This window comes from Serinicoccus sp. JS2-9, assembly GCF_059025165.1.
Genome location: NZ_CM180091.1, coordinates 2,313,131 through 2,327,301, shown reverse-complemented (window position 1 = coordinate 2,327,301; position 14,171 = coordinate 2,313,131). Strand labels below are relative to the sequence as shown.

The following is a 14,171-nucleotide window of genomic DNA, read 5'->3' as shown; positions in this document are numbered from 1 at the left end:
CCCACCCGGGGCTGACGGTGCCCTGTGCCAGCATCTGTGGGTATGGAGTTTCGCGAGGTGGTGCGTCGGCGCCGGATGGTCCGTGCCTATGACCCGGCGCGTCCGGTGCCGCGCGAGATCATCAGCCGCGCGCTCGGGCACGCGATCCGGGCGCCCAGCGCCGGGTTCTCCCAAGGGTGGGACTTCGTGGTGCTGACGGAGGCCTCCGACCGCCACCGTTTCTGGGCCGCCGCCACCGGGGCCGAGGCGGCCGAGCGCGCCGACTCCTGGCTGCGCGGGGTCCGGAGTGCGCCCTGTCTCATCCTGTGCCTGTCCGACAAGGAGACCTACCTCGACCGCTACGCCGAGCCGGACAAGGGGCAGGCCGACCGCGACGAGGCCGACTGGCCGGTCCCCTACTGGGACGTCGACACCGGCATGGCCGCGTTGCTCCTGCTGCTCACCGCCGTCGACGAGGGGCTCGCCGGGCTCTTGTTCGGGGTGCCTCCGGGACGCCAGGCCGAGACGCTCGCCGCGATGCAGGCACCGGACGACCGGCGCATCGTGGGTGTTGTGGCGATGGGGTACGGCGCGACCGACCGGCGCTCCCCGTCCCTCCGTCGCGGGCGGCGACCGGTGGAGGAGGTGGGTCACGACGGGAGGTTCGGTCGCCCGTGGGAGGAGTGAGGCGCTGCCCGCGGGGCACCGACCGCCAGCGCGCTGAACCGACCACTCACGCGTAGCACTGACCGCACGCGTCGCACTGACCGCCCGCTCGGCACTGACCGGCTGCTCGGCACTGACCGGCCGGGCTGTCTGCGGACCACAGGGTCAGCGCGGTCTGCGGACCGCCGTCAGCGGCTGCGCAGGAGGCCGACGGCGGCCAGGACGGCGAGCACGAGGCCCACGACCAGCAGGATGGCGGACGCTCCGGCGACCACCGCGCTCGTCGGGGCGATGGCCTGAGCGACCGGCCCAGCCAGGACGACGAGGAGCGCCGAGAGCGCCAGCTGCACCTCGGGCGCGTGGCGGACGGGTTCGACCAGGGCGTCCGCGACGGCGCTGCCGTTGCGGTTTCGGTGGGAGGTGCTGGTCGGTTGTGCGGTGGTGCCCATCGTGTGCCCCTGTCCTCGGAGGTGGTGGGACGGCGCCCCCTGCGCGCCGACCTCACCTCCTAGATGTCCAGGGCCCCCCGCAGGTTGCCCAGGACCGGGGATCGTGACCTGATCGTGACCTCCCCCACCGAGCCCATCGCTCGGGCTGCGGGTGGCGGTCCTGGTCGTCGCCTATCGCACGGCCGGATCACCGGGCGACTCACTCAGGGAGCGGCCGAGAGGAAGGCATCGACCTCGTCCGAGCTCGGGGCGGTCGCCGGGCCGCGGCGGGTCACCTTGATCGCTCCGGCCGCGTTGGCCCGGCGGGCCGCCTCGACCAGGTCACGGCCCTGGGCCAGCTCGGCGCACAGGACCCCGGTGTGCGTGTCACCCGCACCGTTGGTGTCGACCGGCTGCTGCGGGAAGCCCGCCACGACCGTCGTCGTCCCGGAGGACCGGACGACGCACCCGCGCGGCCCGTCGCGGACCACCACCAGCGCCTCGTCCGGCAGCCGCCGCGCCACGGCGTCGCACAGCGTCACCAGGTCCGGCGCCCCCTCGCTCGCCCCGCCCTGACCGGCGAATTCGACCACGGCTTGTCGCGCCATGGCAGCAGAACCGGTGGTCGACTTCGACGTCGCCTCATTGTCGACCGTGTCTTTGTGCGCCATGGCAGAAGAATCAGTGATCGACATCGTGGTCAGGTCGCGGGCCTCGGCGGCGTTGGACGTCCAGATCGTCGTGCGCGCCAGCACCCGCTCGACCAGCTCGTCGTCGAAGGTGGAGAACGGCGCACCCGGGTCGAGCACCACCTCGACGCCCTCGGGCAGACTCTCCAGCCAGGCCAGCAGCGGCTCACGGGTCGGCGGCAGGAGGGTGTAGCCGGAGGCGCACACGAGGTCACCCGCCACGGGAGCGCTGGTGGCGAGCGAATCCTCGGTGATCCGCCGCTCGGCCGCGCGGGTGGTGACGAAGGTCCGCTCGGCGCTCGGCTCGACGAGGACGACGCAGACGCCCGTGTCGAGATCGGCGACCGGCGGCGCGCTGACACCCACACCCTCGGCGTCCAGCACCTCGCGCACGAGGTCACCGTTCGGCCCGGTGCCGACCGCGCCCGCCAGCACCGCCTCGGCCCCGCTCCGAGCGGCCGCCACGACGATGGTCACCGAACCCCCGGCATACCTGGTCGCGGAGTCGGCCATGACGTTGCCGCCCCGCTCGGGCAGGTGCCCGACCTCGAGCACGAGGTCGACCATCGCCTGACCGGTGTGGATCACCCTGGGGGTCATGGGACGTAGCGTGCCACGCGGCGGCATACCCTCCCTGCATGAGCACCCGCGCCGTCCTCGAGCCGCTGCCGACGATCCGCCCCTGGGTCGAGGACCTCTACCGGCACCTGCACGCCCACCCCGAGCTGTCGATGGCCGAGCACGAGACCGCGGCGCGCGTCGTGGAGGAGATCCGGGGTATGCCGGGGGCCGGCGACGTCGAGCTCGTCACCGGGATCGCCGGGACCGGGGTCGCGGCGGTGATCCGCAACGGCGACGGGCCGACCGTCCTCGTGCGGGCCGACATGGACGGGCTCCCGGTGGCCGAGGACACCGGGCTGGACTACGCCTCGACCGTCGCGACGACCAACGCCGCCGGCGAGCAGGTGCCCGTCATGCACGCCTGCGGGCACGACACCCACGTGGCCACGCTGCTGGCCTCGCTCCGGCTCATGCTGGAGGGGCGCGACCACTGGGGCGGCACGCTGGTGGCGGTCTTCCAGCCGGCGGAGGAGCAGTTCAACGGCGCGGAGGCGATGGTCGCCGACGGGCTCACCGACCGCCTCCCCCGACCCGACGTGGGGCTGGCCCAGCACGTCCTGCCTGGACCGGCCGGGTCGGTGCAGGTCGCTCCGGGGCCCATCATGGCCAGCTGCGACGACTTCCGGATCACGCTGTGCGGCAGGGGTGGCCATGGCTCGGCCCCGCACCTGGCGATCGACCCGGTGGTCATGGCGTCCTCGCTGGTGCTGCGGCTCCAGACGATCGTCGCGCGGCAGGTCTCGCCACAGGCCACCGCCGTGGTGACGGTCGGCAGGATCGCCGCCGGGACGAAGACCAACATCATCCCGGAGCAGGCGGTCATCGAGGGCACCGTACGCACCTACGACGCAGCGGTCGCGGCGCGCTGCCTGGAGCTCATCGGGCGGACCGCCCGCGCCGAGGCGGACGCCTGGGGCGCTCCCGCACCGCTGGTCGAGACCTTCGACCACCTGCCGGTGACCGACAACTCCCCCGAGGCGACGCAGACCGTGCGGGCAGCGCTCGAGGCGGAGCTGGGCGCCGAGCAGGTGCGGGTCTTCACCCCCGAGATGGGGTCGGAGGACTTCTCCGAGCTGCCGGACGCCTGGGGGACGCCGTACTGCTACTGGGGCTTCGGGGCCTTCGACCCGGCGGCCTGGGCGGCGGCGGAGGAGCGCGGCACTGAGCACGAGGACTTCCCCGACAACCACGCGCCGCAGTTCGCCCCGGTGCTGCAGCCCATGCTCGACACCGGGGTGCGCGCCATGGTGGCGGCTGCGCTCGCCTGGCTGGGCCGCTGACCCGCCGGAGCGGAGCAGACCGCCAGGGTGACGGCATACCTGTGCGGGTGGTGGTGACACAGGCGTTGGTCCGCCCACGCCTGTGTCACAGGCAGGTCACGAGCGGGGGGAGCCCGCGCCTGCACCGCTGTGGAGGTGGGAAGCTGAGATTCTCTCCAACCCTGTCGCGATAGACGGCCAGTTGGTGACGTACGTCGAGCCTGAGAACGACGAGCCGTCCACAGCGCTGCAGCTCGCGGCCATCGATGAGACGTCCGGAGACGAGAGGTGGCGCATCACGAGGGATCTCTCAGGCGCGACGCGGGTCCGTTCCCCTTCGCTTCTCGACGGTCATCTCATCGCCCTCGCTCAAGGCGGCTACGAGGGACCGTGGGTGGACCTCGTCGCCATCGACTCGGCGGGTGTCGAGGTCGTGCGTTCGCTCGAGATCCCTGTGGCGGACCACCAGCTCATGGCGTTGGATCTGGACTCGGGCGAGGAGTTGTGGCGGAGGCGAGGAGCCGGACTATGTGGCGGGGCGACGGACGATGTCTCCCGCATCGTCCTCGTGTGCGAGGGCTCGGGCAATGCGACCGTCGACTACACCACAGGCCTCCTCGCATTTTCTGAGGCGACCAAGGTCAGTGTGGCGGGGGTCGATGAACACACCGGCCAGGAGCTCTGGAGCCGGGACATCACCGGAGAGGACTGGACCGCGAACAGATCATCCGCTGCGACTTCTTGTTCTTCGCCTGCAATGCGAGCGGTGACATTCAGGCCCCGCCGACTGCCCGGGCACTCGATGCCCTGCTCGTCGACACACCACACGACGTGGACATCGTGACGGATCCGCACGGCATCAGCCGCTTCCCCTGAGCGCCCGGACGGGACCGCGGTCGCACAGGTGGTCTGACTCACCGGTTCGGGTCTGTCAGAGCCACGGCATAGCCTTCACTCGTGAGCATTCCCGTGGGGTCCCCGTGACCATCATCGAGGCGCACGAGCTGCGCAAGACCTACCACCCCCGCTCGGGCGACGTGCACGCCCTGGACGGGCTCTCGCTCGCCGTGCCGGAAGGCACTGTCAAGGGGCTGCTCGGGCCCAACGGCGCCGGCAAGACCACGACCGTCAAGGTCCTCAACACGCTGCTGCGCCCCGACTCCGGCACCGCGACGGTCGCCGGTATCGACGTGCTGGCCGACCCCGAGGGGGTGCGTCGGGTGATCGGCGCCAGCGGGCAGTATGCCGCGGTCGACGAGCACCTGACCGGGCGGGAGAACCTCGAGATGGTGGGGCGGCTCTACCACCTCGGCTCCTCGCGCTCCAAGGCCCGCGCGGTCGAGCTGCTGGAGCAGTTCGACCTGGTGGACGCCGCCGACCGGCCGGTCAAGGGCTTCTCGGGCGGCATGCGGCGGCGCATCGACCTCGCCTGCGCCCTGGTCAACAACCCGCAGATCCTCTTCCTCGACGAGCCCACCACCGGGCTGGACCCCCGCAGCCGGCTCGGGCTGTGGGAGGTCATCAAGGACCTCGTCGGGCAGGGCACGACGGTGCTCCTCACGACCCAGTACCTCGAGGAGGCCGACTACCTGGCCGACGACATCAGCGTGATCGACCACGGGCAGGTCATCGCCGAGGGCACCGCGGACGAGCTCAAGGCCCAGGTCGGCGGGCATCGCGTCGTCGTCACCCTGGTGGACGCCGCCCAGGGCCCCACCGCACGCGAGGTGCTCACCCGGCTCGGCGCCGACGAGGTGCAGTCCGACGCCGCGGGACGCACCCTGTCGGTGCCCGTCTCCGGCGGACCCGAGACCCTGCAGCGCGTGCTGGGCGCCTTGGGTGAGGCCGGGGTGCAGCTGCACGACGCCGGCATGCGGCGCCCCACCCTCGACGACGTCTTCCTGGCCCTCACCGGGCGGGAGCACGCCGACGAGACCGAGACCGAGGAGGTCGCATGACCCCCCAGACGACTGCCCGGCCCTCCCGCAGCGTCGAGGGCGCGGGTGGATCGGGTCTGGCCCAGTGGGCGAGCGACGTCCGCACCGTCACCTGGCGCAACCTCATCAAGTTTCGTCGCAACCCCGAGATCCTGCTCTTCGCGGTGCTGCAGCCGATCATGTTCGTGCTGCTCTTCTCGCAGGTCTACGGCGGCTCGATCCAGATCGAGGGCGGCGACTACACCAACTACCTCATGGCCGGCATCTTCGGGCAGACGGTGCTCTTCGGGTCGACGTTCTCCGGCTTCCAGATGGCGCAGGACCTCAAGGACGGCATCATCGACCGGTTCCGCACGTTGCCGATGCACGACTCGTCGGTGCTCTTCGGCCGGACCAACGCCGATCTCGTGCTCAACGCCATCTCGATGGTCATCATGATGCTGAGCGGGATGGCCGTCGGGTGGCGGTTCACCGACGGGTGGGTGCGTTTCCTCGCCGGCGTCGCGATCCTGCTGCTCTTCAGCTATGCCTTCAGCTGGGTCATGGTGCTGCTCGGGATCATCGTGCCGACGCCAGAGGTGATCAACAACGCGTCGTTCATGATCCTCTTCCCGCTGACCTTCATCTCCAACGCCTTCGTGCAGTCATCCAACCTGCCCTCGGTGCTGGAGACGATCGCCAACTGGAACCCGATCTCCGCCCTCGTCCAGGCGGCCCGGGAGCTCTTCGGCAACGCCGGTTCGGCGCCCACACCGGACACCTGGCCGATGCAGAACCCCGTCATCACGGTCCTCACCGGCTCGGTGCTGCTGCTCGTGATCTTCATCCCGCTGGCGGTCAACCGCTTCCGGCAGGCGTCCTCCCGCTGACCCGGGCGCGCGGAGGTCGTCACCGGTCCGCCCGTCGGCGTGGGCCGGTGACGGCTACTGCGCGGTCCAGCCGCCGTCCATCGTGTATGACGTGCCCGTCACCATGCCGGCGTCGTCCGAGATGAGGAAGGCCACCAGCGCGGCGACCTCCTCCGGCTCGACCAGCCGCTTGACGGGTGAGCGGGTCAGCATGATCTGCTCGACAACCTCATCCTCGCCGATGCCGTGCGTCGCGGCCTGGTCGGCGATCTGCGCCTCCACCAGCGGCGTCCGCACGTAGCCGGGGTTGACGCAGACCGAGGTGACGCCGTGCTCGGCCCCCTCCAGCGCGATGACCTTCGACAGCCCCTCGAGCCCGTGCTTGGCCGACACGTAGGCCGACTTGAACGCCGAGGCCCGCAGCCCGTGAGCCGAGCTGATGTTGAGGATCCGCCCCCAGCCCTGGGCATACATGTGCGGCAGCGCCGCCCGCGCCAGCAGGAAGGGCGCCTCCAGCATGAGCCGGTGGATGAGCCGGAAGTCGTCGGGGACGAACTCGTGCACCGGGGCAACCCGCTGGATCCCCGCGTTGTTGACGAGCACGTCGCACTCGAGGGTCAGCTCCTCGAGGGCACCGGTGTCCGAGAGGTCGCAGACCCAGGCCTCGCCCCCGACGTCGCCAGCGACCCGCTCGGCCGCCTCGGCATCCCGGTCGGCCACGATGACGCGGTGCCCGTCGCGGGCGGCCCGCCGGGCGACGGCTTCACCGATCCCGCTGGCCCCACCCGTCACCAGCACGGTTCGCGTCGTCATGACTCACGTCCTCTCGGTCGGCGGCGGCAACCTGGGCGTCGCCAGCCGTCCGACCAGCATCCTCACCCGCCACATCGGCGCTGTCCATGTGACGCACGCCCATCTCCACCGCGTCAATTGTGTGCTTTGGCCACATAGGAGCAGGTGCCCGGCCCACCTACTGTCGGTGCCCATGAGCGACGACGCCCGCACCGGGACGCGCACGGTGGCGCTGTCCGCCCGGGGCCTCACCAAGGACTTCCGCGGCTTCCGCGCCGTGAGCTCCGTCGACCTGGAGGTCGTGGAGGGTGAGGTGCATGCCCTTGTCGGCCCCAACGGCGCCGGCAAGACGACGCTGTTCAACCTGCTCACCGGCTACCTCAAGCCGACCGAGGGCACCATCACGGTGCACGGCAAGGACATCACCGGCCAGGAGCCCGAGGACATCGCCCACCTGGGCGTCGCCCGCTCCTTCCAGATCACGAGCCTCTTCGACAACCTCTCCCCCCGCGAGCACGTGGAGCTGGCGCTGCAGGGCATGGCCGGGGGCGGCATGCGGTTCTGGCGCTCCGACCGGTTGCTGGCGCAGTACCGCGACCAGGCCGACCACCTGCTCGAGCAGGTGGGGCTCACCGGCCTGGCCGACCGGCACGCGGGCGAGCTGGCCTACGGCCAGAAGCGCGCCCTCGAGATGGCCCTGGTCCTGGCCATGGACCCGCAGGTGCTGCTCCTCGACGAGCCCACGGCTGGCATGGGACGCGAGGACGTCGACCGGACCATCGCCCTCGTGCGTCAGATCGCCTCCGGCCGCACGGTCGTCTTCGTCGACCACAACATGCACGTCGTCGGCAGCCTCGCCGATCACGTCACCGTGCTCATGGCCGGTGAGGTCCTGGCGCGTGGCACCTACGACGAGGTCCGGAACGACGACCGGGTCATCAGCGCCTACCTCGGGGAGGAGAGCCATGCCTGAGTCGATGCTCGAGGTCAGCGGCCTCTCCGCGTTCTACGGCGACGCCCAGGCGCTGCGCGACGTCGACCTGCGCGTCGGCGAGGGCGAGGTCGTCACCCTGGTCGGCCGCAACGGCGCCGGGAAGACCACGCTGCTGCGCTCGATCATGGGACTGCACCGGGACATCCGGGGCACCGTGAGCCTCGCGGGCACCGACATCACCAAGGCGCACCCGCACCAACGGGCCCGCCGGGGGCTGGGCTGGGTGCAGGACGACCGCGGCGTGTATGCCTCGCTCTCGGTGGAGGAGAACCTCACCCTTCCCCCGGTCGTGGACCGGGAGAGCGCCTGGGACCTGGATCGGGTCTACGACGCCTTCGGCGTCCTGGCCGACCGTCGCCGCGCGCCCGGCACCACCCTCTCGGGCGGCGAGCAGCAGATGCTCGCCATCGCCCGCGTCCTGCGCACCGGCGCCCGCGTGCTGCTCCTCGACGAGCCCACCGAGGGGCTGGCCCCGGTCATCGTCCAGCGGATCAGGGAGATCCTGCTGGAGGTCAAGGAGCAGGGCACCACGGTGCTGCTCGTCGAGCAGAACGTGAAGTTCGCGGCCACCGTGGCCGACCGGCACTACGTCCTCGCCGAGGGCGCGGTCGCGGCCGACCTCGACAACGAGGAGTTCACCACGCGACAGGGTGAGCTGCTCGAGTACCTCGGTATGTGACGGCATACCTTGATCCACCCACCTCGCACCAGCACTCAAGGGAGAGACGCATGAAGAGCACAAGACGCGCCACCGTGGCGGCCATGGCCGCCGGGACGCTCACCCTCACCGCCTGTGGTCAGGGCGGACCGGGCGGAGGTGAGGGCGAGTTCAGCGACGGCAAGGTCGTCCTGGCCGTCCTCAACGACGCCAGCGGTGTCTACAAGGACCTGTCCGGACCCAACTCGGTGGTCGCCGTGGAGATGGCGGTCGCCGACTATCAGGAGAAGTATGGCGACGACGCCGTCGTCGAGGAGATCGAGGTCGTCTCCGCCGACCACCAGAACAAGCCCGACGTGGCCAACACCGAGGCCCAGCAGCTCTACGACCGGGAGGGCGCCGACGTCATCCTCGACGTGCCCACGAGCTCGGCCGCGCTGGCCGTCTCCACCCAGGCCGAGGCCAAGCAGAAGCTGCACCTCAACGTCACCGCCGGCACCACCGCGCTGACGAACGACCAGTGCAACAAGTACACCTTCCACTGGGCCTACGACACCTACATGCTGGCCAACGCGACCGGCACCACCATCACCGAGAACGGCGGTGCGGACTGGCAGATCATCTACCCGGACTACGCCTTCGGGCAGGACATGGACGCCTCCTTCACCAACGCCATCGAGGGCGCCGGAGGCACGATCGGTGACCACATCGCCACGCCGTTCCCGAACGACAACTTCTCCACCTTCCTCACCAAGGCGGCGAGCGCCGAGCCGGACGTCATCGGCACCATGCAGGCCGGCGGCGACCTCATCAACCTGGTCAAGCAGTTCAACGAGGGCGGCTACGCCGCGGACGGCATCAGCCTGGCCGTCGGCCTGATGTTCATCACCGACATCCACTCCCTCGGGGTCGAGGCCTTCGAGGGCGTGCAGTTCGCCGACGCGTGGTACTGGAACTACGACGAGCAGAACCGCGAGTGGGCCGATCGCTTCATGGAGGAGACCGACACCCGGCCCTCCTTCGCCCACGCCGGCAGCTACTCGGCGGCGCTGCAGTACCTCGAGGCCATCCAGGCCGAGGGCACCGACGACACCGACACCATCATCGGCAACCTCGAGGGCAAGGAGGTCAACGACGTCTTCCTGCGCAACGGCACGATCCGCGCCGAGGACCACCGGGTCATCCACGACGTCTACCTGGCCGAGGTCAAGGCCCCCGACGCCGTGAGCGAGGACTGGGACTACGAGGAGATCATCTCCACGATCCCGGCGGAGGAGGCCTTCATGCCGCTGGAGGAGTCCTCCTGCGAGATGGGCGAGTAGCCCTCCCCGGCCCCGTCAGTCATCCTCCCCGGGGCGGTCGGCACCGACCGCCCCGGGATCGCCCCCCGCCCGAGGAGAGGCATGTACGAGTTCCTGCAGTACACGATCCAGGGCCTGGCCGCCGGCAGCTTCTACGCGCTGGCCGCGCTCGGGCTCGCGATCATCTTCGGCGTCCTCGGCGTCGTCAACTTCGCCCACGGCGCCTGCTACATGCTCGGCGCGGTCACCGCGGCGGTGCTCCTCGACCTGGTCGGGATGAACTTCTGGGTGGCCCTCGTCGTGGTGCCGATCCTCATGTTCCTCTTCGGGGTCGTCATCGAGCGGCTGCTGGTGAGCCGGCTGGCCCAGCTCGACCCGCTCTACAACTTCCTCCTGACCTTCGGCCTCACGCTGCTGCTCGTCGACCTGGTCAAGCGCCAGTACGGCGTCTCCGGCCTGCCCTACGAACGCCCCGACGTCCTCACCGGAGTGTTCTACCTCGGTGACATCCGGCTCCCCGTCTACCACCTGTTCGTGCTGGCCTTCTCGCTGCTGGTGTGCGCCGGTGTCTGGCTGCTCATGACCCGCACCCGCATCGGCATGATCGTGCGCGCCTCCACGGAGCGGGCCGAGCTGACCCGCGCGCTGGGCATCGACGTCAACCGCTGGGTGGCCCCCGTCTTCGGCTTCGGCATCGCGCTGGCCGGACTGGCCGGGGTGCTGGCCGCGCCGTTCCGGGCGATCACGGCCGACATGGGCTCCAGCTTCATCATCATCCTCTTTGCGGTCGTCGTCATCGGCGGCCTCGGGTCGATCGTCGGCGCGGTCGTCGCCGGCTTCCTCGTCGGGCTGGTCGAGGCCTTTGGGCAGGCCTACGCGCCCGCGCTGTCCCAGATCGTCATCTTCGTCCTCATGGCCCTGGTGATCCTCATCCGGCCGGCCGGACTCTTCGGACGGGAGGAGAACGCATGAGCTCGCTCACCGCTCGCCTGGACGCCCCGGTGCTGGGCCGCCCGCTGCGCAGCTGGCTGCTGCTGGCCGTGGGGCTCGCGCTCGCCCTGTCGCTCCCCTGGTTCATCTATCCGCCCATCGCCATGGACGTCGCCTGCTGGGCGCTGTTCGCGATGGCACTCGACCTGCTGCTCGGCTACGGCGGGCTGCTGTCCTTCGGGCACGCCGCGTTCTGGGGCGGCTCGGCCTACGTCGCCGGCATCGTGGCCATCGAGCTGGGGGTGCCCTTCCCCGTCGCGGCGCTGGCCGGCGCGCTCTTTGCGATGGCCTTGGCGCTGCCCATCGGTCTGCTGACCGTGCGACGCAGCGGCATCTACTTCGCCATGGTCACGCTGGCCTTCGCGCAGATGCTCTTCTTCATCGTCAACCAGTGGCGTGGCGTCACCGGCGGGGAGAACGGCCTGCAGGGCGTTCCGCGCACGTTCTTCGGGATTGAGGCGGTCGAGACCGACGCCTTCTGGTTCTACTACGCGGCACTCCCCCTCGTGCTGCTGGGTATGTGGTGCGCCTGGCGGGTGGTCCACTCGCCGTTCGGTCGGGTCCTGGTGGCGACCCGCGACAACCCGGCCCGGGCCCGGGCGCTGGGCTACGACGTGGAGCGCTATCGCGTCATGGTCTTCGTGCTCTCCGCCGGCCTGGCTGGCCTGGCCGGCGGCCTCTTCGCCATCAGCCACGGCTTCGTGTCGCTGCAGGAGGTGTCCTGGCAGACGTCGGGCAAGGTCGTGCTCATCACCGTCCTGGGCGGCATCGGCACCCTGTGGGGCGCCATCATCGGTGCCCTCATCATCGTGCTGCTCGAGGACCAGCTCGCCAGCTCCGGCTTCGACGGCATCGGCATCATCACCGGCTCGGTCTTCATCATCGTGGTCCTGCTCTTCCGGCGGGGCGTCTGGGGCACGGTCGTCGACCTGCTGGCCCGACGCCGGGGCCGCTCCCCCGAGGACCGGCCCGAGGACGACCACCCCGATGACACGCTCGGCGCCGACGACGGGGAGCACGCTCCCGCCGGCCGCGGCTGACTGGGCCGTTCCTCGTGCCACAGGCGTGCGCGGGGGAACGCCCGGGATGCACGGACCTGCACCACCAGACGTCCAGGGGTGACTAGTCGGCGAGAATCCGCCGCAGCCGGAGGGCCAGCCCCAGCTCGAGCAGCCGCTCCGGCTCCTGCCACCGCTCCCCCAGGAGCCGGCCCACGCGGTCCAGCCGCTGGGTGACGGTGTTGGGGTGCACGTGCAGCTCTTCCCCGGTGCGGGCCAGGTGTCGGTCCTGGGCCAGCCACACCTCCAGGGTGTGGGCCAGGGCCGTGCCGCGCTCGGCGTCGTAGTCGAGCACCGGACCGAGCCGGTCGCGCACGTGCTCGCGCGGGTCCCCCTTGCCCAGGAGCAGGCCGACGAAGCCCAGGGTCGCGCTGTCGGCGACGTCACCGCGCCGGCCGAGGGAGAGCAGCGCGTCGAGGCAGCGGGTGGCCTCGGCATACCCGTCGCGGACCCCGTCCACCCCGGTGACCGGTCCGGCGGCGCCGACCGTCGGGCGCGACCGTCCCACGGCGACTCGACCGGGACCGGGGCCCGCCTGCGCTCCCCGGTCACCGACCAGCTGCCGGCCGGTCTGCACCGGGTCGCGGTCGGCGACCACGAGGACCAACCGGTCCCCGACCTCCGACAGCAGACCCGAGGCGCCGGCCGCGAGGTCGCCGCAGGCCTGGCGCAGCTGTGCGTCGGCGCCCTCCACGACGAGCACCGCCAGCGGTCGCGTCAGGTCGGCCCCCAGCACGCTGGCACGGGCGCTGAGCGATCCGGTGCCGGACCGGCCCAGGAGCAGGTCGACCAGCAGGTCGCCGCGCAGCCGGGTCTCCGTCTCGGACGTGCTGCGCTGCACCACCATGAGCAGCGCGGCCGTCGACGCGGCCCGCTCCAGGATGCGCCGGGAGACGTCGTCGACCTCCGTCCGCACGACGACGGCCGCGAGCGGGGCGCCGCCGGCCCAGACCGGGGCGATGCTGACGCCGCCCGCCACGTGCGCACGGTTGTCGTCCAGCGAACGGCGTACCCGCGCCTCCTCCGCCTCCGACAACGGCGGGGCGCCGCCGGCGGCAAGGGTCGTGCCCCGGGCGTCCACGATGAGCACCGGCTCCTCCAGCACGTCGTGGAGCTCGTCGGCCACGTCCTGCAGCGACCCGCCCTGGAGCACGACCGCGGCGAGCCGGTCGTGGGCGTCGGACGCGCGCTGGGACCCCTCGGCCGCCTGCCGGAGCAGCTCGCTGGTCTGCTGCAGGTCGGCCAGCGCCCGCTGCGTGGCCTCGGTGCGGCGGGCGTTCTCGAGAGCCAGGGCCGCGTGACCGGCGAACGAGCTCAGCAGGTCGACGTCCTCACGGCCGAACGGCCGGGCGTCGTGGTTGGCGGCGTAGAGCACCCCGGTCACGGTGCGCCCCAGGAGCAGCGGGACCCCCAGGATCGCCGTGAGTCCCTCGCTGCGGACCGCGCTGTCCACGCTGGTGGTGTGCTCGAAGCGGTCGTCGGCGAAGTAGTCGGCCGTGAGGTAGGGCCGGGCCGTCTGGGCGACGAGCCCGCCGATCCCTTCGCCGAAGCCGAGCCGCACCCGGCGGAACTCCTCGGAGTGGATCCCCTCGGTATGCCGCATGTAGGTGTATCCGGCGTCGTGGTCGTTGAACGACAGATAGGACACGTCGCAGCCGAGCAACGAGCGCGCGCGGCGCACGATCGCCGCGAGCACGTCGTCGAGGTCCTTGAGCGCGGACAGGTCCGCGACGGTGTCGTAGAGCGCCCGCAGCTCGGTCTCGCGGCGGCGGCCGAGCTCACGCAGCGACCGGGCCCGCACCGCCAGGTCGTGCAGCCGTTGCGCCTGCTGCCGGTCCGTGTCGTCACTCACGCCCTCGAGGTCGGCGTCGAGACCGGTGACGGGGCGGTCGTCGGCGAGCAGCTCGAGGTAGCGCTCCGCCAGCCGTCCGGTGTCCATGCGGCGACACTG

14 protein-coding genes are annotated in these 14,171 nt (G+C 71.2%); 10 read left to right on the top strand and 4 right to left on the bottom strand.

Annotated elements, in window-relative coordinates; translation table 11 throughout:
- Positions 1-42: 42 nt before the first annotated feature.
- Positions 43-666 (top strand): nitroreductase family protein, encoded by a 624-nt coding sequence (locus AC5PYY_RS11185; RefSeq protein WP_493896892.1) that lies wholly within the window; start codon positions 43-45, stop codon positions 664-666.
- A gap of 167 nt (positions 667-833) precedes the next feature.
- Here the strand turns inward: AC5PYY_RS11185 and AC5PYY_RS11180 are convergent, their stop codons facing one another.
- Positions 834-1,094, bottom strand: coding sequence for a hypothetical protein (locus AC5PYY_RS11180; protein WP_493896891.1), 261 nt, complete (start codon positions 1,092-1,094; stop codon positions 834-836).
- A 203-nt stretch (positions 1,095-1,297) separates the two neighbouring features.
- A complete protein-coding gene (locus AC5PYY_RS11175; RefSeq protein WP_493896890.1) occupies positions 1,298-2,362 on the bottom strand; it encodes a PfkB family carbohydrate kinase in 1,065 nt (354 codons plus the stop codon).
- 38 nt (positions 2,363-2,400) lie between these two features.
- Between AC5PYY_RS11175 and AC5PYY_RS11170 the strand changes: the two genes are divergently transcribed.
- From AC5PYY_RS11170 to AC5PYY_RS11155, 4 genes are all read left to right on the top strand, one after another.
- Positions 2,401-3,663, top strand: a complete 1,263-nt coding sequence (locus AC5PYY_RS11170; protein WP_493896889.1) for an amidohydrolase — start codon at positions 2,401-2,403, stop codon at positions 3,661-3,663.
- Between the two features lie 184 nt (positions 3,664-3,847).
- The gene (locus tag AC5PYY_RS11165; protein ID WP_493896888.1) at positions 3,848-4,486 is read left to right on the top strand and encodes an outer membrane protein assembly factor BamB family protein; all 639 of its coding nucleotides are present in this window, start codon (positions 3,848-3,850) and stop codon (positions 4,484-4,486) included.
- A 136-nt stretch (positions 4,487-4,622) separates the two neighbouring features.
- A complete protein-coding gene (locus AC5PYY_RS11160) occupies positions 4,623-5,600 on the top strand; it encodes an ATP-binding cassette domain-containing protein (RefSeq protein WP_493896887.1) in 978 nt (325 codons plus the stop codon).
- Positions 5,597-6,448 (top strand): ABC transporter permease, encoded by an 852-nt coding sequence (locus AC5PYY_RS11155; protein ID WP_493896886.1) that lies wholly within the window; start codon positions 5,597-5,599, stop codon positions 6,446-6,448. The genes AC5PYY_RS11160 and AC5PYY_RS11155 overlap by 4 nt, the downstream gene beginning before the upstream one ends.
- A 54-nt stretch (positions 6,449-6,502) precedes the next feature.
- Here the strand turns inward: AC5PYY_RS11155 and AC5PYY_RS11150 are convergent, their stop codons facing one another.
- Positions 6,503-7,240, bottom strand: a complete 738-nt coding sequence (locus tag AC5PYY_RS11150; protein WP_493896885.1) for a 3-hydroxybutyrate dehydrogenase — start codon at positions 7,238-7,240, stop codon at positions 6,503-6,505.
- Positions 7,241-7,412: 172 nt separating this feature from the next.
- Here AC5PYY_RS11150 and AC5PYY_RS11145 point away from each other — a divergent pair, with 172 nt between their 5' ends.
- From AC5PYY_RS11145 to AC5PYY_RS11125, 5 genes are all read left to right on the top strand, one after another.
- Positions 7,413-8,192 carry an ABC transporter ATP-binding protein gene (locus AC5PYY_RS11145; RefSeq protein WP_493896884.1) on the top strand — a complete coding sequence of 260 codons (780 nt, stop codon included), beginning with the start codon at positions 7,413-7,415 and terminating at the stop codon, positions 8,190-8,192.
- Positions 8,185-8,892: an ABC transporter ATP-binding protein gene (locus AC5PYY_RS11140; protein ID WP_493896883.1), complete on the top strand. Its 708-nt coding sequence runs from the start codon at positions 8,185-8,187 to the stop codon at positions 8,890-8,892. The genes AC5PYY_RS11145 and AC5PYY_RS11140 overlap by 8 nt, the downstream gene beginning before the upstream one ends.
- 50 nt (positions 8,893-8,942) lie before the next feature.
- Complete coding sequence (locus tag AC5PYY_RS11135) at positions 8,943-10,193, top strand: ABC transporter substrate-binding protein (RefSeq protein WP_493896882.1); 1,251 nt, start codon at positions 8,943-8,945, stop codon at positions 10,191-10,193.
- Between the two features lie 81 nt (positions 10,194-10,274).
- On the top strand, positions 10,275-11,144 hold the full coding sequence (locus AC5PYY_RS11130) for a branched-chain amino acid ABC transporter permease (RefSeq protein ID WP_493896881.1): 870 nt from the start codon (positions 10,275-10,277) through the stop codon (positions 11,142-11,144).
- A complete protein-coding gene (locus AC5PYY_RS11125; protein WP_493896880.1) occupies positions 11,141-12,202 on the top strand; it encodes a branched-chain amino acid ABC transporter permease in 1,062 nt (353 codons plus the stop codon). The genes AC5PYY_RS11130 and AC5PYY_RS11125 overlap by 4 nt, the downstream gene beginning before the upstream one ends.
- Positions 12,203-12,284: 82 nt before the next feature.
- Here AC5PYY_RS11125 and AC5PYY_RS11120 read toward each other — a convergent pair whose 3' ends face one another.
- Positions 12,285-14,159 (bottom strand): helix-turn-helix domain-containing protein, encoded by a 1,875-nt coding sequence (locus tag AC5PYY_RS11120; protein WP_493896879.1) that lies wholly within the window; start codon positions 14,157-14,159, stop codon positions 12,285-12,287.
- Positions 14,160-14,171 lie beyond the last annotated feature (12 nt).

Excerpts from the sequence above, each read along its gene's own strand:
- AC5PYY_RS11185 (WP_493896892.1), top strand. The coding sequence starts at position 43 with ATGGAGTTTCGCGAGGTGGTGCGTCGGCGCCGGATGGTCCGTGCCTAT.
- AC5PYY_RS11180 (WP_493896891.1), bottom strand. The coding sequence starts at position 1,094 with ATGGGCACCACCGCACAACCGACCAGCACCTCCCACCGAAACCGCAAC.
- AC5PYY_RS11175 (WP_493896890.1), bottom strand. The coding sequence starts at position 2,362 with ATGACCCCCAGGGTGATCCACACCGGTCAGGCGATGGTCGACCTCGTG.
- AC5PYY_RS11170 (WP_493896889.1), top strand. The coding sequence starts at position 2,401 with ATGAGCACCCGCGCCGTCCTCGAGCCGCTGCCGACGATCCGCCCCTGG.
- AC5PYY_RS11155 (WP_493896886.1), top strand. The coding sequence starts at position 5,597 with ATGACCCCCCAGACGACTGCCCGGCCCTCCCGCAGCGTCGAGGGCGCG.
- AC5PYY_RS11150 (WP_493896885.1), bottom strand. The coding sequence starts at position 7,240 with ATGACGACGCGAACCGTGCTGGTGACGGGTGGGGCCAGCGGGATCGGT.
- AC5PYY_RS11145 (WP_493896884.1), top strand. The coding sequence starts at position 7,413 with ATGAGCGACGACGCCCGCACCGGGACGCGCACGGTGGCGCTGTCCGCC.
- AC5PYY_RS11140 (WP_493896883.1), top strand. The coding sequence starts at position 8,185 with ATGCCTGAGTCGATGCTCGAGGTCAGCGGCCTCTCCGCGTTCTACGGC.
- AC5PYY_RS11135 (WP_493896882.1), top strand. The coding sequence starts at position 8,943 with ATGAAGAGCACAAGACGCGCCACCGTGGCGGCCATGGCCGCCGGGACG.
- AC5PYY_RS11130 (WP_493896881.1), top strand. The coding sequence starts at position 10,275 with ATGTACGAGTTCCTGCAGTACACGATCCAGGGCCTGGCCGCCGGCAGC.
- AC5PYY_RS11125 (WP_493896880.1), top strand. The coding sequence starts at position 11,141 with ATGAGCTCGCTCACCGCTCGCCTGGACGCCCCGGTGCTGGGCCGCCCG.
- AC5PYY_RS11120 (WP_493896879.1), bottom strand. The coding sequence starts at position 14,159 with ATGGACACCGGACGGCTGGCGGAGCGCTACCTCGAGCTGCTCGCCGAC.